This is a genomic window from Paraburkholderia sp. J7 (genome assembly GCF_905220155.1).
Taxonomy (GTDB): domain Bacteria; phylum Pseudomonadota; class Gammaproteobacteria; order Burkholderiales; family Burkholderiaceae; genus Paraburkholderia.
Genome location: NZ_CAJMYZ010000003.1, coordinates 61,846 through 79,182, shown reverse-complemented (window position 1 = coordinate 79,182; position 17,337 = coordinate 61,846). Strand labels below are relative to the sequence as shown.

General features: G+C 66.0%; 16 protein-coding genes. 7 read left to right on the top strand and 9 right to left on the bottom strand.

What is annotated here, in order from left to right; genetic code table 11:
* Nucleotides 1–43: 43 nt before the first annotated feature.
* Nucleotides 44–1,312: an acyl-CoA dehydrogenase family protein gene (locus U5A58_RS05850; RefSeq protein WP_321960685.1), complete on the top strand. Its 1,269-nt coding sequence runs from the start codon at nucleotides 44–46 to the stop codon at nucleotides 1,310–1,312.
* A 37-nt stretch (nucleotides 1,313–1,349) separates the two neighbouring features.
* Here the strand turns inward: U5A58_RS05850 and U5A58_RS05845 are convergent, their stop codons facing one another.
* From U5A58_RS05845 to U5A58_RS05830, 4 genes are read right to left on the bottom strand one after another with little or no spacing between them, the layout of a single operon-like run.
* Complete coding sequence (locus tag U5A58_RS05845) at nucleotides 1,350–2,543, bottom strand: cytochrome c (RefSeq protein WP_321960684.1); 1,194 nt, start codon at nucleotides 2,541–2,543, stop codon at nucleotides 1,350–1,352.
* A 32-nt stretch (nucleotides 2,544–2,575) separates the two neighbouring features.
* Entirely contained in the window at nucleotides 2,576–3,382 is an 807-nt protein-coding gene (locus U5A58_RS05840; RefSeq protein WP_321960683.1) for an ABC transporter ATP-binding protein, read from the bottom strand.
* Nucleotides 3,376–4,476: an ABC transporter permease gene (locus U5A58_RS05835; protein WP_321960682.1), complete on the bottom strand. Its 1,101-nt coding sequence runs from the start codon at nucleotides 4,474–4,476 to the stop codon at nucleotides 3,376–3,378. The genes U5A58_RS05840 and U5A58_RS05835 overlap by 7 nt, the downstream gene beginning before the upstream one ends.
* A 4-nt stretch (nucleotides 4,477–4,480) precedes the next feature.
* Complete coding sequence (locus tag U5A58_RS05830) at nucleotides 4,481–5,536, bottom strand: ABC transporter substrate-binding protein (RefSeq protein ID WP_321960681.1); 1,056 nt, start codon at nucleotides 5,534–5,536, stop codon at nucleotides 4,481–4,483.
* Nucleotides 5,537–5,930: 394 nt separating this feature from the next.
* Between U5A58_RS05830 and U5A58_RS05825 the strand changes: the two genes are divergently transcribed.
* Entirely contained in the window at nucleotides 5,931–6,149 is a 219-nt protein-coding gene (locus U5A58_RS05825) for a hypothetical protein (protein WP_321960680.1), read from the top strand.
* Between the two features lie 14 nt (nucleotides 6,150–6,163).
* On the opposite strand, the gene U5A58_RS05820 is transcribed toward U5A58_RS05825, so the two are convergent.
* The 5 genes from U5A58_RS05820 to U5A58_RS05800 form a co-directional block, all read right to left on the bottom strand.
* Nucleotides 6,164–6,922: an amino acid ABC transporter ATP-binding protein gene (locus U5A58_RS05820; RefSeq protein WP_321960679.1), complete on the bottom strand. Its 759-nt coding sequence runs from the start codon at nucleotides 6,920–6,922 to the stop codon at nucleotides 6,164–6,166.
* Nucleotides 6,922–7,599 (bottom strand): amino acid ABC transporter permease, encoded by a 678-nt coding sequence (locus U5A58_RS05815; protein WP_321960678.1) that lies wholly within the window; start codon nucleotides 7,597–7,599, stop codon nucleotides 6,922–6,924. The genes U5A58_RS05820 and U5A58_RS05815 overlap by 1 nt, the downstream gene beginning before the upstream one ends.
* A gap of 13 nt (nucleotides 7,600–7,612) precedes the next feature.
* On the bottom strand, nucleotides 7,613–8,392 hold the full coding sequence (locus U5A58_RS05810) for an amino acid ABC transporter substrate-binding protein (RefSeq protein WP_321960677.1): 780 nt from the start codon (nucleotides 8,390–8,392) through the stop codon (nucleotides 7,613–7,615).
* A 178-nt stretch (nucleotides 8,393–8,570) separates the two neighbouring features.
* Entirely contained in the window at nucleotides 8,571–10,019 is a 1,449-nt protein-coding gene (locus U5A58_RS05805) for an LLM class flavin-dependent oxidoreductase (RefSeq protein WP_321960676.1), read from the bottom strand.
* Nucleotides 10,020–10,024: 5 nt separating this feature from the next.
* Nucleotides 10,025–11,269 (bottom strand): acyl-CoA dehydrogenase family protein, encoded by a 1,245-nt coding sequence (locus U5A58_RS05800; protein ID WP_321960675.1) that lies wholly within the window; start codon nucleotides 11,267–11,269, stop codon nucleotides 10,025–10,027.
* A 358-nt stretch (nucleotides 11,270–11,627) separates the two neighbouring features.
* Between U5A58_RS05800 and U5A58_RS05795 the strand changes: the two genes are divergently transcribed.
* From U5A58_RS05795 to U5A58_RS05775, 5 genes are all read left to right on the top strand, one after another.
* On the top strand, nucleotides 11,628–13,118 hold the full coding sequence (locus U5A58_RS05795) for a sugar ABC transporter ATP-binding protein (RefSeq protein ID WP_321960674.1): 1,491 nt from the start codon (nucleotides 11,628–11,630) through the stop codon (nucleotides 13,116–13,118).
* Nucleotides 13,119–13,121: 3 nt separating this feature from the next.
* A complete protein-coding gene (locus U5A58_RS05790) occupies nucleotides 13,122–14,180 on the top strand; it encodes an ABC transporter permease (protein ID WP_321960673.1) in 1,059 nt (352 codons plus the stop codon).
* A gap of 71 nt (nucleotides 14,181–14,251) precedes the next feature.
* Nucleotides 14,252–15,490 (top strand): SfnB family sulfur acquisition oxidoreductase, encoded by a 1,239-nt coding sequence (locus U5A58_RS05785; protein ID WP_321960672.1) that lies wholly within the window; start codon nucleotides 14,252–14,254, stop codon nucleotides 15,488–15,490.
* 25 nt (nucleotides 15,491–15,515) lie between these two features.
* Nucleotides 15,516–16,610 carry a substrate-binding domain-containing protein gene (locus tag U5A58_RS05780; protein WP_321960671.1) on the top strand — a complete coding sequence of 365 codons (1,095 nt, stop codon included), beginning with the start codon at nucleotides 15,516–15,518 and terminating at the stop codon, nucleotides 16,608–16,610.
* 231 nt (nucleotides 16,611–16,841) lie between these two features.
* Nucleotides 16,842–17,309, top strand: a complete 468-nt coding sequence (locus tag U5A58_RS05775) for a rhodanese-like domain-containing protein (RefSeq protein WP_321915553.1) — start codon at nucleotides 16,842–16,844, stop codon at nucleotides 17,307–17,309.
* Nucleotides 17,310–17,337: the final 28 nt, after the last annotated feature.

Sequence of the window (17,337 nt, the reverse complement as noted above, 5' to 3'; positions counted from 1 at the left end):
GCCTGACTGTGCCACCTGGCCTGACTCAACCGGAATCCGCACTATGTCCAAAATTGCGTCTGACAAAGCAACGAGCGCTGATATCAGCGTCGAAACTCACGCTGCATGGGGCGCGGCCCCGAGCGAGCGTTATGAAACGCTCGCGCGCGACTGGCGTCCGCTTTTCGCGCGCATTCGCGCGAGCGCCGTTGAACGGGATCTTGCTCACCAGCTGCCGTACGACGAGATCCAGTGGTTGCGCGACGCAGGCTTCACGCGCCTGCGCCTGCCACGCGAGCAGGGCGGCGTGGGCGCGACGCTTCCTGAACTGTTCGGGTTGCTGATCGAACTTGGCGCCGCGGACACGAATGTCGTCAACGCGATTCGCGCGCACCTCGGCTTTGTCGAAGACGTGCTCACGGCGCACGAAGCGCAATGGCAAGCGCATTGGCTAGGCAAGCTGGCTTCCGGCGACCTGATTGGCGCCGGCCTTTCCGAAGCGGGCGGCGCGAAGGTCGGCACATTCGATACGCACCTCACACGCACACCGCAAGGCATTCGACTGAACGGCCGCAAGTTCTACACCACCGGCTCGCTGTTCGCCGACTGGGTTGCCGTTGCTGCGCAAGACGGCGACGACACCGTATATCTTCAGGTGCCGCGCACGGCCCGGGGCGTGGAGGTGATCGACGACTGGGACGGTTTCGGCCAGGCGCTGACGGCAAGCGGCACGGCGACATTTACCGATGTGGCCGTCGAGCCCGAATGGATTCGACCCTCTGCCACGCGTTTTCCCTATGCCGTGCCGTTTTATCAGCTCGTGCATCTGGCTTCGCTGGCCGGCATCGGCCGCGCGCTCGCCGACGACGTCGCGCGCCGTGTGCGCCAGCGCGACCGGGTCTACAGCAACGGCAATGCAGCGCGCGTCGCCGACGATCCGCAGATTCTCCAGGTCGTCGGCCGCCTGCATAGCGCCGCATACGGCGCGCGCGCCGTGGCGTTGCAGGCCGCGAAGGCGATCGGGCGCAGCTACGAAGCCCATCAGGATCCCTCCGCCAATGAGGCGCGGCGTCATGGCGCGCATACCGAGGCGCACGTCGAGGTGGACCAGTCCGTCCCGGTGATCACGCGTCTCGTGCTCGACGCGAGCACGGATCTCTTCGACGCGCTTGGCGCGTCGGCTACGCTTCGCACCGAAGGGCTCGACCGTTACTGGCGCAACGCGCGCACCATTGCGTCGCACAATCCGCGCATCTATCGCGAGCGGCAAGTCGGCGCGTTTGCGGTGAACGGCACCGTGCCACCGAGCTTTTATCGCGTGGGCAAAGGTTGATTGGCAGGGCGAACGAATCGAGGTTCGTTCGCCCCGTTCAATGCACGTAGCCGCCCTTGACGTAACGCACCGGCTCCGCGTCGATACGCAGCAGCAGTGCAGTGAGCGGGTCGGCGCTCGCGCGCGCCTCGCGCTCGGCGCGGCCGCCGCCCGCAGCGCACAGTAACGTGGCGTTGGCCCATGCGGGGTCGCCCGGCTTCGCTTCGGCTCGCAGCCAGCCATCGCGATCCGCGATCAGTTGCGAGCCCGCGAAGCGCTGCGCATCGATGCCCGCCATGCCCGCGAAGGCATTCCACGCACCGGGCGTGACGGCCACGCACGACGCCCCACCGTTCACCGCCCAACGCGCCGCTTCGGACGGCGACGGCAACGCGCCGTCGCGGAAAAGCAGAAGGGTCTGCCAGCGCGGGTCCTCGCGCGGCGGCGCGCCTGTGTCGATCGCCACGGCGCGCAGGCGCTGGTTCGCACGCCAGCGGGCGAGCGGTTCGGCAGGCGCGTCGCCGCAGCGCACGTCGAGCGCGGGCAGCGCGACGGGGACCGGCCAGCCGTCGCCGTCCTGCACGCCGCCGCCCGCCGCGAGCACCTTCAGGTAATCGAGAATGGCCCACGTGTCGGCGTCGGTGAGGCGCCCCTCGAAGCCGGGCATGGTTTGGGTGCCGTCGTGCGCGTGCATGCCGTGCATCACGCGCCAGAACAACTCGCCGTCCAGCCTGTGACCGAGCAGCGGGCCGACCACGGTCGGCGGCCAGCGCACCAGCGTGGCCGCGCGCGGGCCGTCGCCGCGGCCCGTGTCGCCGTGGCAGGACGCACAGTCGCGTGTATAGAGCGCCGCACCGTGCGCGGCCGCCGCCACCGTGAACGGCGTGGTCTGGAAACTGGTCGGCACAGCGTCGGCAAGCCAGAGCGAACTGTCCGGCCAAGGCGCGAACCAGGCCGCGCACAGGGCCGCCGCAAACAGTGCGACGCGCCGCCTGCGCGAGAAGAGGCCCACGATCGCGAGCAGCAGCGCGCCGCCTGTTGCGGCGAGCGCGAGTGCGAGCTGGCGCGCGACGCCCGCATCGATCAGCAGCACTTCGACGGCGAGCCGCTTCGGCCACGGCCAGGCGGGCTGGCCGTGGCTGTCGCCCGCGATAGCGAGCGCGTGCGCCGCGCTGCCGAGGGCCACCTGCGCGGACTCCAACGCACCGAGAAGCGGATTGACCCAGGCGTTACCGGAAAGCAGCGCGCTCATCGCCGCGCGCCGTGTGCACCGTCATGCATGGCTTACCAGCTTGCGTCGAGGCCGAGGTGATGCAAGGCTTCGCGGCGCAGCGCGGCAAAGGCCGGGTCGCCGCGATGACGCGGATAGGGCAGGTCCACACGCAGCTCTGCCGCGACGCGCGCGGGCCGCGGGCTGAATACGATCACCCGCTGGGCAAGGAACAGCGCCTCCTCCACGTCGTGTGTGACGAGCAGGGCGGAGAAGCGATCGCGCTGCCAGAGATCCACCAGCTCGCTTTGCATCGCCAGACGCGTGAGCGAGTCGAGCTTGCCGAGCGGCTCGTCGAGCACGAGCAGCCGCGGATCGTTGACGAGCGCGCGGGCCAGCGCGACACGTTGCGACATGCCGCCCGAAAGCTGGTGTGGAAACGCATCCGCGAATTCCGTGAGGCCCACGCGTGCAAGTTCGACATCCACGCGCTTGCGCTCCCGCTTGAGCACGCCGAGCGCTTCGAGCCCGAGCGCGACGTTCGCTCGCACGCGCCGCCAGGGGTAGAGCGTCGGGTCCTGGAACACCACGACGCGCGACGGATCGGGCCGCTCGATGAGCGCGCCGTCTTGCAGGAGGCGCCCCTCTGTCGCGGGTTCAAGCCCGGCGACGAGGCGCAGCAGCGTGGATTTTCCGCAGCCGCTCGGCCCGAGCAACGCAACGAATTCGCCTGGATCGACCGACAGGGTGACGTCGTCGAGCACGGGGAGCGGTCCCTTTGGCGTGTCGAACTGGTGGCTCACACGTTCGACAGTGATGCGCGCGCCCCGGGTGAGTGCCTCGCGTGAGGGCGTGACGTGCGCCACGGCGGCATTTACCATTTGACGGTTCCTTTTTGCCACACGAGCGTGCGGTCGCGTACGAGGAAGAGCAGGCTGATGAGGCCCGAGAACAGGACGGCCATCACGAGCAGCGCGGCGTACATGTTCGAATACGAGGCCCATCCCTGCGCCCATGTGAGGTACCAGCCGAGACCCGACTTCACGCCCATCATTTCGGCCGTCACCAGCACGGTGAACGAGGCGCTCAGTCCCATGAAGAGGCCGACGAAGACTTGCGGGAGTGCGGCCGGAATCGCGACGCGCAGCACGAGGAAGCGCTGGCTCGCGCCGAGCGTGCGCGCCACGTCGTAGTACGCCTTGTTCACGCTCGCGACGCCCGACCAGGTGAGCACGGTGACGGGAAACGCGGTGGCGAGCGCGACGAGGAAGATGGCGGCGGAGCGGCTCGACGGGAAAATGTAGAACGCGAGCGGCAAAAGCGCCGTGGCGGGCACGGGGCCGAGCACGCGCATGACGGGATGCACCCAGTAGCCCACCGCGCGCGACCAGCCGATCGAGACGCCGATGAGAAAGCCGGCCACGCCGCCGTAAAGAAAGCCGACGGCGAGCAGGCCGAGCGAATGGACCACGCAATCGACGAGGCGCGCCCAGTCGTCGTGATAGACCTCGATGAGCGCCTGTGGCGGTGCGAAGAACGGCGTGGGCAGGATCGCCGTTTTCGCCGTGAGGACTTCCCAGAGCGTGAAGGCGGCGGGCAGGGCGAGCAGCCACGGCCCCGCCTTTCTCAGTCCGCGCAACGCGGGCTGCAGCCGGATGCTGGCTCGCTCGATGGCGGGCAGCGTCAAGGCGAGCAGCGCGATCCATGCCGCGACGACCCAGGCGGCCGCGCCGAGTTCGGCGCTATAAGCCCAATCGGAGAAGCCGGTGACACGGTTCGGCCACAGCCGCGTGAGCGCGCCGAACACGGCCCATGACGCCGCCACCGCGAGACCGGTGTACCACACGGTTGATCGCACCGGTGTACGGGCGTGGCGCCGGTCGATATTGGCGAAACGTTGACCGGCGCTGTCGCCGGGTTCGAGCGCATCGCCTACGCTGGCGCGGGCCAGCGTCGTCTGTTCGAGCGAGGACATCGCGTTACCCCAGTACGTTGGTGTAGACGGCCGCGGCGAAGCGCTGCGGATCGGTGGTCGGCTTCAGCACGCCGGCGCGCTTGAAGTCTTCGGCGAAATAGGCGATCTCCTGCTGGAGATCGACGTTGGCTGGATGGTGGTCGTAGGTGAGCGTCGCATAGAGCTTGACGAGGTCGTCGACGGCGAACTTCGGCGTGTACTTCGCGAACGATTTCGCCGCTTCCCGCGGGTTCTCGCGCGAGAAGTCGGTGGCCTCGACCAGCGCGCGCGCCAGCGACGCGGCCGTGGCGCGGTCGCTGCGCAGGAGCGAGCCGCGCGCGGCGACCACGCAGCAGACCTTGTGCGCATACTCGTCCGAGAGATTGCTGGCGAGATGCGTATAGGCGCCCGGACGTTGCCGCTCGAGCAGATAGAGATTCGGGTCGCCGTCGGCGATGGCCTGAATCTCGCCCTTTTGCACCGCGACGTCCAGCAGGTCGGCGGGATATTGCCGCCAGTTCACGTCGCGGTCCGGATCGATGCCGTGCTTGAGCAGCAGGATGGCGAAGAAGTTCTTGCCGGGCGAGGCGAGGTCGCTCACGCCCACGGTCTTGCCTTTGAGCGAGGCGAGCGACGTCACACCCGCCGCGCTCGAACCGATGAGGCGCACGCACCCGCCATGCACGCTGCTGATGATCTTGACGTCGAACCCTGCTTCCAGCGGTTTGAGCCAGCGGTGAATCATGCCGACGGCGGCGTCTGCCTTGCCGGTGGAAAGCGTTTGCAGCAACTGGTCGTTCGAGCCTGCGTAGCTGACGAGGTCGACCTTCAGCCCGTTCTTCTCGAAGAATCCCTGCTCCTGCGCGACGGCGACGGGCGTGAGGCAAAACCCGTTCGGCGCCCACGCAAACGTGAACGGTTTAAGCGGCGGCGCCGACCAGGCCTTGCGGCCGAGCGTCAGAACCGGGGCGCCCAGCGCCGTTGCGCCAGCCGCACGCAGCCATTTGCGGCGTTGCGCGTTCGGGGTGGTTGGGGTGGTTTGGGCGGTTGGAGCGGGGCTGGAACCGGGCAGTGCGGCCATGAATCGGTCTCCGTACGGATCGAAGTGTGGATTTCGCTTGGGGTGAGGAGGGTTCGCATGCAGATGGCGGCGTTATCAGATCGTATGCAATCCTTATCATGCGATGCATGACTTGCGCCACGATCTGCCCGCTTTGCAGCGATGCGAATGCACGCAGACGACATCGGGGCCCAGCGTAATCCCGAATCTGCGCCGCCGGGAAATAACGATTTGCGCAATCCATATCTGCTTTGTGTCGAATCGCACCGCGCGGCGAGCGAAGCGAATCGTGATGACGAAGTGGCGCCTACGCTGATTTGCTAACGCCAAAGCATTCTTTGGCTGCGCGCGTTTCGCGCACTAGCATGAAGTGCCGCGGACGCTCGTGTCCGCGCCTGCTTTCACGGGAACCTACATGCGATACAAGGGATATCACGTCGAACCGTCCGCGCATGCGCTGCCAAGCGGACTCTATGCGGCGAACCTGACCATCGAGAACAGGGCGCCTGCGCTTGAAACGTCGTTTTCTTTCGAGGCGCTCGATTATTTCTTCGAGCCCGATCACGCCATCGCGTATGCCTCACGATGGGCGCGCCTGTGGATCGATCAGCGCGGCCAGCGGGCGGCGAGGTGATGTGCCGCGTAGGCTCAGAATACCGGCTGCGCTTGCGTGAGCGTGGAGACGAAGCGCGCCGTGCGCGCATCGCGCGGGCGTGAGAAGAGTTCGCTGGACGGTCCGGCTTCGACGATCGCGCCATCCTTGAGGAAGACCGCGTCGTGCGCGACGGAAGCCGCGAGTCGCAGGTCATGCGTTGCCATCAGCATGGTCGTACCCTCCAGCGCGAGCTGCCTGAGCACCTCCACGACTTCGGCGGAAAGCTCGGGGTCGAGCGCCGAGGTCGGCTCGTCGCAGAGCAATACCTGGGGTGAGGGGGCGAGCGCGCGTGCAATGGCCACGCGCTGCTGCTGCCCGCCCGACAGCGTGGACGGCCACGCGTCGGCCTTCTGCGCGATTCCGACCTTCGCGAGAAGTGTGGCCGCGCGCTCGCGGGCGCGATCCTTGTCCCACTTCAGGACCGTCAGCAGTCCTTCCATCACGTTCTCGATAACGCTCAGGTGCGGAAATAGCTGGAAGTTCTGGAATACCATGCCGGTGTGTCTACGAACCGACGCGATTTCGCCGTGAGAGAGCCGGCGGCGCGGGCCGAATTCCACGCGGGCGTCGCCCACGTTCAACGCGCCCGAGTCGGGGACTTCCAGCAAGTTGATGCAGCGAAGGAGCGTGCTCTTGCCGCTGCCAGAAGGTCCGATCAGCGCGGTGACGCTGCCGGGTTTGAGCGTCAGGTCGATGGCTGCGAGAACCTGATGCTCGCCGAACGACTTGTGAATTTGCTCGATACGGATCATCAGCGCCCCACCGAAAACAAGGCGTGGCGGCCGTAGCGCGCTTCGAGGCGGCCCTGCGCCTGCGAGAGCACGGAACTGAACACCAGGTAGATCAACGCGGCCTCGGTATAGAGAATCAGGGGTTCGTAAGTCACGGCCGCGATGCGCTGGGCAGCCTGGAAGATTTCCGGCACGGTCAGCACCGCCGCGAGCGAAGTGTCCTTCACGAGCGAAATGAACGAGTTCGAGAGGGCGGGCAATGCCACGCGGATCGCCTGCGGCAGGATGGCGCGGCGCAACGCCTGCGCGCGCGTCATGTTCATCGAATAGGCCGCTTCCCACTGCCCGCGCGGAATGGATTCGATCACGCCGCGAATGACTTCCGCGTTATAGGCGCCGACGTTGAGCGAAAAACCGATGATCGCCGCCGTCAACGGATCGAACACGATGCCCACATTGGGCAATCCGTAGAAGATGACGAACAGCTGCACGAGCAGCGGCGAGCCGCGAAAGAGCCAGATATAGAAGCGCACGGCGGCGACCGCCCAGCGCTGTCCGAACAGGCGTATGAGCGCCGCGCAGAACGCAAGCGCCATGCCGATTGCGAAGGAGGCCAGCGTGAGCGGGACGGTAAACACCAGTCCCGCGTAGAGCAGTGGCCACAACGATTGCGCCATCAGATGCAGCCATGCAGGCATCGTTCAGTCCGCCTTATTGCGAAATGTCTTTGCCGAAGTACTTCCGGGAGATTTTGGCGTAGGTGCCGTCGGCCTTGATGTCCGCGAGCGCCTTGTCGACTGCCGCGACCAGCTCGGGGTTGCCCTTGCGGAGCAGCACGCCGGACTGGTCGTCGGCGGAGGAGGTGTCGGTGGCTGCGATCCTGAGTTTGGCGTCGGGCTTGTGCTTCTGGAAGTCGAGGAACGAGAGCGAGTCGTTTACGGTGGCGTCCACGCGGCCCGAGGTCAGCAGATCGATCGATTCGTTGAAGCCCTGCACCGGCACAACATCGGCGCCGTGCGATGCCGCGAGCTTGCCGAAGTTGCTGGTCAGTGTATTGGCCGACTTCTTGCCTTTGAGGTCGTCGAAGGAGTGGATGTTCGTATTGTCCGAGCGCACGATCAGCACCGCATGCGTCGAGATATACGGCGTCGAAAAATCGTACTTGACCTTGCGCGCGTCCGTGATCGAAACCTCGTTGATCACCGCGTCATAGCGGTTGACGTCGAGGCCGGCGATCAGGCCGTCCCACTTGCCCTCGACGAATTGTGGCTTCACGCCGAGCCGCTGTGCGATGGCCGTTGCAATGTCGACGTCGAAGCCCGTCAGCTTGCCTGTTTCGTCGTGGTAAGTGAACGGTGCGTACGTGCCTTCGGTGCCGACGCGAAACACCCCGGACGTCTTGACTTGTGCGAGGTCATCGGCGGCGAGGGCGGGTACGGCGGCAATGGCCGACAGGAGCGCGGCAACGAGAACGGAGCGGATGGCTTTCATGATCGAAGAGGAATAGTTAAAGGTTCAGTAGCGTGGTCATCGAAGAGCGGACCGATTCTACGAGGCGCGCGCGTGGCTGCAAAACAGCCACATTCGCTATGCATATGCTGTAGCGGAATATAACGACGGATGGGTCGCAGCGACGGACGAAGCGGCAGTGCTGGCGTACGCGATCTGCCTATTCGTGCGGCAACGCAGCGACCGCGTCTTCCGGCGTTTGAACGGTGCCCGGTTCACTGGCGCGCGCCGCGAGTTCGCGCTTCACGCGTTCGATATCGCGAAAGCGCGCCGCGGGATGCTCGTCGGGCAACCGGGCGCCGGCGCCGAACAGCTTTTCGCGCAGCGTGCCCGGCGCATAGTCGCGTGGGTACACGCCGCGCCGCTGCAACTCGGGAACGAGAAGGTTCACGATGTCCTCGAACGTCTCGTGCGCGACCGCGTAGGCCAGGTTGAAGCCGTCTACGCCCGTGGCCTCGACCCACTTCTGAAGAATGTCGGCTACCGTCGCGGCGGAGCCCACGAACACGGGCCCCATTCCGCCGATGCCGCCCCACCGCGCCAGCGCCTCGATCGTCCACGTTTTGTCGCCGCCTGAAAGATGATCGACGGCGGAGTGAATGGCATTCGTCTGCACGCGTTTCACGGTGTCGGTCGGCAGGTACTGGCCGAAGTCGATGCCGGTCCAGCCCGACATGAACACGAGCGAGCCGTCATAGGAGACATGGCGCTGGTACTCCTCGAAGCGCGCCAATGCCTTTGCGTCGGTCTCGTCGACGATCACGGTGACGAGGTTGTAGATCAACAGCTTGTGCGGATCGCGTCCGGCGAGCGCTGCCTGGCGGCGTACATCCGCGACGTAGTCGCGCAGCTGGGCCTGCGAGAGCGCGGCGACGAACACACATTCCGCATGCTGCGCCGCGAACGTCTTGCCTGGACCGGATGCGCCCGCCTGGAACAGCACCGGCGTGCGCTGCGGCGAAGGCTCGCAAAGATGATAGCCTGGCACTTCGAAGTATTTGCCCTTGTGACCGATCTCGTGCACTTTCTCCGGATGCGTGAACACGTGTCGTTCGCGGTCGCGCACCACGGCGTCATCTTCCCAGCTGCCCTCGAACAGCTTGTAGAGCACTTCCACGTATTCGGTCGCGACTTCGTAGCGGTCGTGGTGGTCGCGCAGGCCGCCTTGCCCGATGTTCTTCGCGCCGCTCTCGAGATACGACGTCACGATGTTCCAGGCGAGGCGCCCTTGCGTGTGGTGATCGGCGGTCGAGAGGCGGCGCGCAAACGTGTACGGGTGCTCGAAGCTCGTGGAGGCGGTGATGCCAATGCCCAGGTGCGACGTGACCATCGCAATGGGCGCGGCGAGCTGCAAGGGATCGTTCACCGGGATCTGCGCGGCCTGGTGAAGCGCGTGATAGTTGCTGCCTTTGTAAACGTCGTAGTAGCCAATCACGTCCGCGATGAAGATCGCGTCGAACACCCCCCGCTCGAGGATCTTCGCGAGATCGGTCCAGTAGGCGAGGTCCTTGTATTGCCAGGAGCGGTCGCGCGGATGCGTCCAGAGGCCCGGCGACTGATGCGCCACGCAGTTCATTTCAAAGGCATTGAAACGGATGGTTTTGCTCATGATGGTCATTGGCTCCCGCGTTTCGGTCCGTTGCCGATTTGCCAGACAAAGGTCGGCTCAGTGCCGTTGATGGTCCAGTCGCCCACGATCTTCGCTTTGTAGACGAGCGGATTGTGCGACGACACGGCGCGTGCATTGCGCCAGTGCCGGTCCAGCGCGTGGTCTGCGCGGATGGCCGAGGCGCCGAGCGCGTCGAACAGATGCGTCGCGGCGCGCAGCGCGAACTCGGAGGCGACGAGCTGGCTCTGCGCCGAGGCGATTTCGGCCTCCACGTTCGCCGCGCGCTCGGCTTCGTCGTCGCCGCCAAAGCGTGCCTCGTACGCGCGCTGCACCGCCTGCGCGGCCTGCAAGGTCACGGCCCGTGCGCCATAGGCCCACGACGCGATCTCGCCCACCACCTGCTGGATCTGCGCGTCGTCGCTCGCGCGCCCGGCGTTGCCGTGGCTGTAGATGCGTTTGCGGCTGCGCACGAGCGCGGCGGCGTCGCGTTGCGCGGCTTGCGCAATGCCCGCGAGCGTGGCGACATGAAACAGCTGATAGAAGGCGGTCTGATACTTGAAACGGCGGCCGAAGTCGATGACATGGCGCGCGTGCACCTCGGCGTTCCGGAACACGGTGGTGCCGCTGCCGGTCGTCGTCTGGCCGAAGCCGTCCCAGTCGTCTTCACGAATCACGCCGGGCTGGTGCACATTCACCGCGACGATGACGTCGCTGCCGTCGTCGTCACGCTGCGCGAAGACGTCGATCCAATCCGCGTAGAGGCTGCCGGTGCTGTAATACTTCGCGCCGTTCAGCACGAACCCGCCATCGCGGCGGCTCACCTTCGTGTTGATCTGGCCGAGCGCGACATCGCCGGCTTCGGTCCACGCATTGCCAACCAACTGCCCGCCCGCGAAACGATCGAACCAGGCGCGCTGGTCCTCGTCCGCCGGCGCATTCAACCTGTCTTCGACAAAGGCGAAGTGGCCGCGCAGCGCCTGCGGCAAATTAGAATCGGCCGCCGCCAGTTCGATGATCAGGCGGAACAGTTGCTCGATCGAGGCGCCTGCGCCGCCGTGACAAGCGGGAACGCGTACGGCGCCGAAGCCCGCTTTCTTGAGCAGGGCGACCGCTTCATGCGGCAGGCGGCGTGTGCGATCGCGCTCGGCGGCATCATCGGCGATTTCCGCGAAGGCGGGGAGGAACCGGGCGGCGAGGGCTTCGTAATCGGCGCCGCTGGAGAGTGTGTCGTCGGATCGCGATGAACTCATGCTTTCGTTCTCGAATGAGGGGTAACAACACTGCGCGAGGCAAGGGCCGCGTAGCCGTTTGAGGCAGCATGCGCGCCCGTTGGCACGGGACGAAGAGGATGAGTATAGGAAGGCGTGTGACGCCACTCCAATAACCGATTGTCGAATCGATATCGGTTTGCCGGATTTGCGTGGAGGCGCGCCGCGCGATGACAGCGATTGCGCTGTCATCGCGGAAGCGCTGCGCGGAAGCTGTTATGTAGTTTCCCTTATCAATCGGGGGCGCATGAATATGAGCATCGCTTCGTTTGGCTGACTGCCGCGCGTCGCTAGGATGAGTGCCAATGCCAACCTTTGATGCGCGAACGCGTACGCTGCGATGTCCGCTCCGATTCTGACTGCTCATGCGATCACCAGGCGCTTTGGCGCAACCGTTGCGCTATCGCGGCTCGACTTTTCCATCCGCGCGGGCGAGGTCGTCGCGCTGATGGGCGCGAACGGGGCGGGCAAATCGACGTTCGTAAAGATCCTGAGCGGCGTGAACCTGCCCGACGAAGGCTCGCTCACGCTTGGCGGGAAACCTTACGCGCCCGCTTCACCGCAGGCAGCGAAGCGCCTGGGCGTCGCCACGGTGCATCAAAGCATTGCCGACGCGGTAGTGCCCGCGCTGTCGATTGCCGACAATCTGTTGCTCGACGCGCTGTGTGACGGCCACGCGCACTGGTGGACGCCGCGGGCCGCGCGCCGGGAACGCGCGCGCGCATTGGCCGCGCGCGTGGCGCTCGAAGCCGATCTCGACGCGCCGCTCGGCTCGCTTTCGCTTGCCGGGCAGCAACGCGTCGTGATCGCGCGTGCACTGGCTTCGCGCCCGCGCCTGCTGATCCTCGACGAGCCGACGGCCAGCCTTTCTGCAAGCGAGGCGCAGCGGCTTTACGCGCTCGTCGAAGACCTGCGGGCCGAGGGCGTAGCAGTGTTGCTCGTCTCGCACCGGCTGGGCGACCTCCGAAGGCTCGCTTCACGCGTTTCGATCCTGCGCGATGGCCGCATTGTCGGTGAGCAGCACGCGCCGGTGGATTACGACGCTGCGCTCGAAGCGATGATCGGCCGGCCGCTGGCGGCGGCGCGAACCTCGCCTCACACGCGGCTGGCCGGTGCGCAATCGGTGCAGCCCGCGCTGCGGTTGCGCGGTCTGCGTCTCGCGCCGGGTTGCGATGCATTCGATCTCGAGGTGGCGCAGGGCGAGATCGTCGCAATTGTCGGCCCGGTCGGGGCGGGCAAGTCGCGGCTCGCGCAGGTGATTTTCGGCGCGCTGCGAGCGGCAGCGGGCCAGATGGAACTCTACGGGCGCCCTTGGGCGCCGCGCACGCCCGCAGAGGCGATTCGCGCAGGCGTATTTCTCGCGGGCGAAGACCGCTGGCGCACATCGCTCTTTCCCGACACGGTTGCGTTTGCATCGATCGCCGGCACGATCAGCTTCCCGTTCTTGTCGCGCTGGCGGCGCGGCGGCGCGTTGCCGCACGAACGCGAGCACGCCGAGGCGCGCAACGCGATCAAGGCGTTCGGCATTCGCTGCTCGGGACCGGACGACCGCGTCTCACGGCTGTCGGGCGGCAACCAGCAGAAGGTGCTGCTTGCGCGCTGGCACGCCGAGCCCGCGAGGCTGCTCCTGCTCGACGAGCCGTTTCAGGGCGTCGATGCGGGAGCTAGAGCCGATATCGCTGCCACATTGCGTCATCGCGCGGCCGGTCGCGCGACGCTCGTTTTCGTCAGCGACCTCGAAGAGGCGCACGAAGTCGCCGACCGCATCGTTTCGTTCGATCGCGGCGCGATCGATCATCAGGACTCCACAGTCTCCCACCTCGCCCACTGAATCATGAGATCCGTCACGCCGACACTCGCCTCCGAAGACTCTCCCGCCCGTCACGAGACTGCGCAGTATCGCCGCGGCCTTTTCGTCGCGCTCGAACGCGCCGGGCTGCTGATCGTGCTCGCTGCGCTCGTGGTGATTTTCACGGTACGTGAACCGGCGTTTCTGAACATCGCCAACCTGTTCAGCATCCTGCAGGCCGTATCGATCGTTGCGTTGCTCGGCATCGGTGTGACGATCACGCTCGCCGCTGGCGGCTTCGATCTTTCGGTGGGGAGCGTCGCCGCCTCCGCGCAGATGGCCGCGAGCTACGTGCTCGTGGTGTGGCACGGCAGCACCTGGGAGGCCGTGCTCGCGTGTCTCGCGCTTGGCGTCGCGGCGGGGCTGTTCAACGGCCTGCTCATCACGCGCCTGCATGTGCCGGACCAGCTTGCGACGCTCGGCACGCTCTTCCTGCTCGCCGGGCTGCAACTGATTCCGACGGGCGGCCGTTCTCTGGCCACAGGCACGATCCTGCCGGACGGCACCGAAGCAAGCGGCATGTTTCCGGCTGCGTTTCTCGCGCTCGGACGCGCACGCTTCTTCGAGGTGGTGCCCGTTCCCGTGCTCGTGCTGCTCGTGCTGACCGTGCTCGTTTCGGCCGTCATGGGCTCGACGCGGTGGGGTCGCGTGATCTATGCCATCGGCGGCAACGAGAACGCGGCGCGACTGGCGGGCGCGCCCACGGCCCGTTACCGGATGGGCGCGTATGTCGCTTCGGCGACGATCGCGGCACTCGGCGGACTGCTCATTGCCGCGCGCGTTGGTCGCGGCGACGTGAGCGCTGGGCATTCGTTGCTGCTCGACGCGGTGGCGGCGGCACTCGTGGGCTACGCAGTGTGGGGCGCGAAGCGGCCCAACGTGCCGGGCACGGTCGTCGGCGCCGTGTTCGTTGGCGTGCTGCTCAACGGTCTCACGATGCTCAACGCGCCTTACTACCTCCAGGACTTCATCAAAGGTGCGTTGCTGGTCGTGGCGCTGGCATTTACGTTCAGCGTCGGCCGCAGGACGCAAGGCCGTGACTGACGCCATCCGAAGGCCGGCAGATTTTATTTTCTGGTTTGCGAGTCATACAACCTGATCGAGCGGAGCACAACATGGCAGAGACACTGGCAGACATCGCGGCACAGGGTGCCACACCCGCAACCGAAGCCGCACATGTCATCGCCACGGACAGCGAGGCGATAGCGGTTGCAAAGGAACTGGCCGCACGGCTGGCCGAGGGCGCCGCGCTGCGCGATAGCGAGCGGCGTTTGCCGCATGAAGAAGTCGAGTGGTTTTCGCGCTCGGGCCTGTGGGGCATCACGGTGCCGAAGGCATACGGCGGCGCTGGCGTTTCTTTCGTTACCCTAAGTGAAGTGGTCAAGCTCATTGCCGCCGCGGACGCGTCGCTCGGGCAACTGCCGCAGAACCACTTCGGTCTCGTCGACGTGATCGCGCTAACGGGCACCGAGGAGCAAAAGCGTGGTCTGTTCGGCCAGGTGCTCGCCGGCAAGCGCTTCGGCAACGGTTTCTCGGAGAAGGGCACGAAGCATGTGCTCGACCTGAAAACACGGGTGCGCCGTGACGGGGACCACTACGTGGTCGACGGCACCAAGTTCTATTCGACGGGTGCGCTATTTGCCCATTTCGTGCCCGTGCTCGGACTCGACGAGGACCGCAGGGGATGGCTCGCCTATATTCCGCGAGGCACGCAAGGGCTCAGCGTGGTTGACGACTGGTCCGGTTTTGGCCAGCGCACCACCGCGAGCGGCACCGTCACGCTCGAAAGCGTTCGCGTGCCGGCCAGTCTCGTGTTGCCCGCGCATCGTGTTTCCGAGCAGCCCACGCTCAATGGTCCGGTCTCGCAGATCATCCAGGCCGCGATCGATGCGGGCATTGCCCGCGCCGCGATCGACGACACGCTCGCGTTCGTGCGTGCGCGCACCCGGCCGTGGGTCGACAGCGGTGTCGAGCGCGCGAGCGACGATCCGCTGACGATCCGTGAGGTCGGCCATCTGCATATCCAGCTGCATGCGGCTGAGGCGTTGCTCGAACGCGCGGCGCGCGTGCTCGACGAACTCGCGGCACAGGGTGCGACGACGGAAGAGGATGTGGCGCGCGCCTCTGTCGCCGTGGGAGAGGCGAAGGTGCTGACGACGGAAATCGCCCTGCTAGCAGGGGAGAAGCTGTTCGAGCTGGCGGGCACCCAGGCGACGCTCAGTGTCCACAATCTCGACCGCCACTGGCGCAATGCACGCACACACACGCTGCATGACCCGGTGCGCTGGAAGTATCACCTCGTCGGGAATTACTACCTCAACGGCGTGAAGCCGGCGCGTCACGCCTGGAATTGATCCAGACACACACAACGGGAACGTCATGAAGACATCGATTCATCAGCTCATTCACAACGGCGCATCACGCCGCCGTCCTTCGGCGCGCCGCGCGCTTGGCGCATTCGCGCTCTGCGCTGCGAGCCTTGTTGGCTCGCTCGCTGCGCACGCCGAGGCGCTGAAGGGCGCGCCCGCGCCGTTCGACAAAGGCGGCGTCAAGGTCGCTTTGGTCAACTACATTTCCGAGGGCGACTTCTTCCAGGCCTACGAGGCGGGCGCACAGAAGCAGGCGAAGGCGCTCGGCATCGATCTGCGCATTTATGAAGGGCGTCAGGACGCGGCGCAGCAGCGCGACCAGATCCAGCAGGCCATCAATCTCGGCGTGTCCGCGATCATCGTCAATCATGGCCTGCCCGAGTCGCTGGGCGACGTCGTGCAGCAGGCGCTCGACAAGGGCATCAAGGTCATTGCGTTCGACGTCAATCTCGCGAACCCCAAGGTCCCGCAGATCGAGCAGAGCGACGGCGATCTCGCATCGCTGTTGCTTGCGCAGGCCGTGAAGGATAACGGCAAGGCGTTTTCCGCCGGCTACGTCTACGTGGCGGGATTTGCACCGCTCGATCGCCGCGACGCGGTGTGGCAATCGTTCAAGCGCGAGCATCCGGGGGTTCAGGAAAAAGCGCGCTGGGGCACCGTGGACAATCCGATTGCGCAGTCCGTGGCGAATCAGGCGGCGGCCGCCTATCGCGCCCATCCGGATATCCGCGTGGTGATCGCACCGTATGACGAGTTCGCGCGCGGCGCCAATCTCGCGGCGAACGAGGCGAATCTCGGCGACAAGCTGCGGATCTACAGTGCGGACATCTCGACCGCCGACATCGAGGCGATTCGCGCGCCCAACAGCGCGTGGGTGGCCACGGCCGCGACGAATCCCGCTGTCGTGGGCGCGGTGTCGGTGCGCGCCGCGGCAATCGCCGTGGCCGGGCAGCCGCTCGCCCATCAGATCGTCGTGAAGCCCACGCTCGTTACGCGCGACGATCTCGTGAAGAACGATATCCGCACGATCGCCGAACTGGGGACGAAGTTTCCGGCATTCCGCACGAGCAACGCGGCGACCGCTCCGTGGATTCCCGTGGAGTAGTGATTGGCCGCTGACCGGCTGACGGTGTCGCGCCGAAGGTTCGCGATGCACAAGCCGTCTGCGATCACCGCTGAACTGGCGTAATTGCATGTGAAGCGTATGCCCATTTGGATAGCATTTTTAATTGGTTGGACGCGCGCCGCCTTGCCCGCATAGTGAATTCCTGATGTCTAAAGGCGGCAGCTTCTCCCAAAGGGCCTGATGTGCCGCCAACATTACATGGAGGCACTGATGACAGTGGCATTGCAGGAAAAGCCGTTGCACGCGGATCTCGAAGCCGCGCTTGGCGCCGCGCGGGCGGCCGGTTTGCCGTATGCGGGCAGCGTGACTGCGCAGCAGGCGTGGGCGCTCCATCAGGCGGGCGAGGCGGTGCTCGTGGATGTGCGCACCGGCGAGGAGCGCAAGTTCGTCGGCCACGTGCCCGACACCTTGCACGTGGCCTGGGCGACCGGCACGAGCCTGACGCGTAATCCGCGCTTCGTGCGCGAGCTAGAGGCGAAGACCGGCAAGGCCGCCGCGGTCTTGCTGCTGTGCCGCAGCGGCAACCGCTCGGCGCAGGCTGCCGAAGCCGCCGCCAAAGCGGGCTTTGCGCATGTCTTCAACGTAGCCGAAGGCTTCGAAGGCGAACTGGACGATGCGGGGCATCGCGGCTTGCATAACGGCTGGCGTTTTCATGGCCTGCCGTGGGTGCAGGACTAGACAGGGCGAAAGCAGCCCCGGTTGCGCA

Excerpts from the sequence above, each read along its gene's own strand:
- U5A58_RS05820 (WP_321960679.1), bottom strand. The coding sequence starts at position 6,922 with ATGATCCGTATCGAGCAAATTCACAAGTCGTTCGGCGAGCATCAGGTT.
- U5A58_RS05780 (WP_321960671.1), top strand. The coding sequence starts at position 15,516 with ATGAAGACATCGATTCATCAGCTCATTCACAACGGCGCATCACGCCGC.
- U5A58_RS05785 (WP_321960672.1), top strand. The coding sequence starts at position 14,252 with ATGGCAGAGACACTGGCAGACATCGCGGCACAGGGTGCCACACCCGCA.
- U5A58_RS05815 (WP_321960678.1), bottom strand. The coding sequence starts at position 7,599 with ATGCCTGCATGGCTGCATCTGATGGCGCAATCGTTGTGGCCACTGCTC.
- U5A58_RS05800 (WP_321960675.1), bottom strand. The coding sequence starts at position 11,269 with ATGAGTTCATCGCGATCCGACGACACACTCTCCAGCGGCGCCGATTAC.
- U5A58_RS05825 (WP_321960680.1), top strand. The coding sequence starts at position 5,931 with ATGCGATACAAGGGATATCACGTCGAACCGTCCGCGCATGCGCTGCCA.
- U5A58_RS05840 (WP_321960683.1), bottom strand. The coding sequence starts at position 3,382 with ATGGTAAATGCCGCCGTGGCGCACGTCACGCCCTCACGCGAGGCACTC.
- U5A58_RS05850 (WP_321960685.1), top strand. The coding sequence starts at position 44 with ATGTCCAAAATTGCGTCTGACAAAGCAACGAGCGCTGATATCAGCGTC.
- U5A58_RS05835 (WP_321960682.1), bottom strand. The coding sequence starts at position 4,476 with ATGTCCTCGCTCGAACAGACGACGCTGGCCCGCGCCAGCGTAGGCGAT.
- U5A58_RS05795 (WP_321960674.1), top strand. The coding sequence starts at position 11,628 with ATGTCCGCTCCGATTCTGACTGCTCATGCGATCACCAGGCGCTTTGGC.
- U5A58_RS05845 (WP_321960684.1), bottom strand. The coding sequence starts at position 2,543 with ATGAGCGCGCTGCTTTCCGGTAACGCCTGGGTCAATCCGCTTCTCGGT.
- U5A58_RS05810 (WP_321960677.1), bottom strand. The coding sequence starts at position 8,392 with ATGAAAGCCATCCGCTCCGTTCTCGTTGCCGCGCTCCTGTCGGCCATT.
- U5A58_RS05790 (WP_321960673.1), top strand. The coding sequence starts at position 13,122 with ATGAGATCCGTCACGCCGACACTCGCCTCCGAAGACTCTCCCGCCCGT.
- U5A58_RS05775 (WP_321915553.1), top strand. The coding sequence starts at position 16,842 with ATGACAGTGGCATTGCAGGAAAAGCCGTTGCACGCGGATCTCGAAGCC.
- U5A58_RS05805 (WP_321960676.1), bottom strand. The coding sequence starts at position 10,019 with ATGAGCAAAACCATCCGTTTCAATGCCTTTGAAATGAACTGCGTGGCG.
- U5A58_RS05830 (WP_321960681.1), bottom strand. The coding sequence starts at position 5,536 with ATGGCCGCACTGCCCGGTTCCAGCCCCGCTCCAACCGCCCAAACCACC.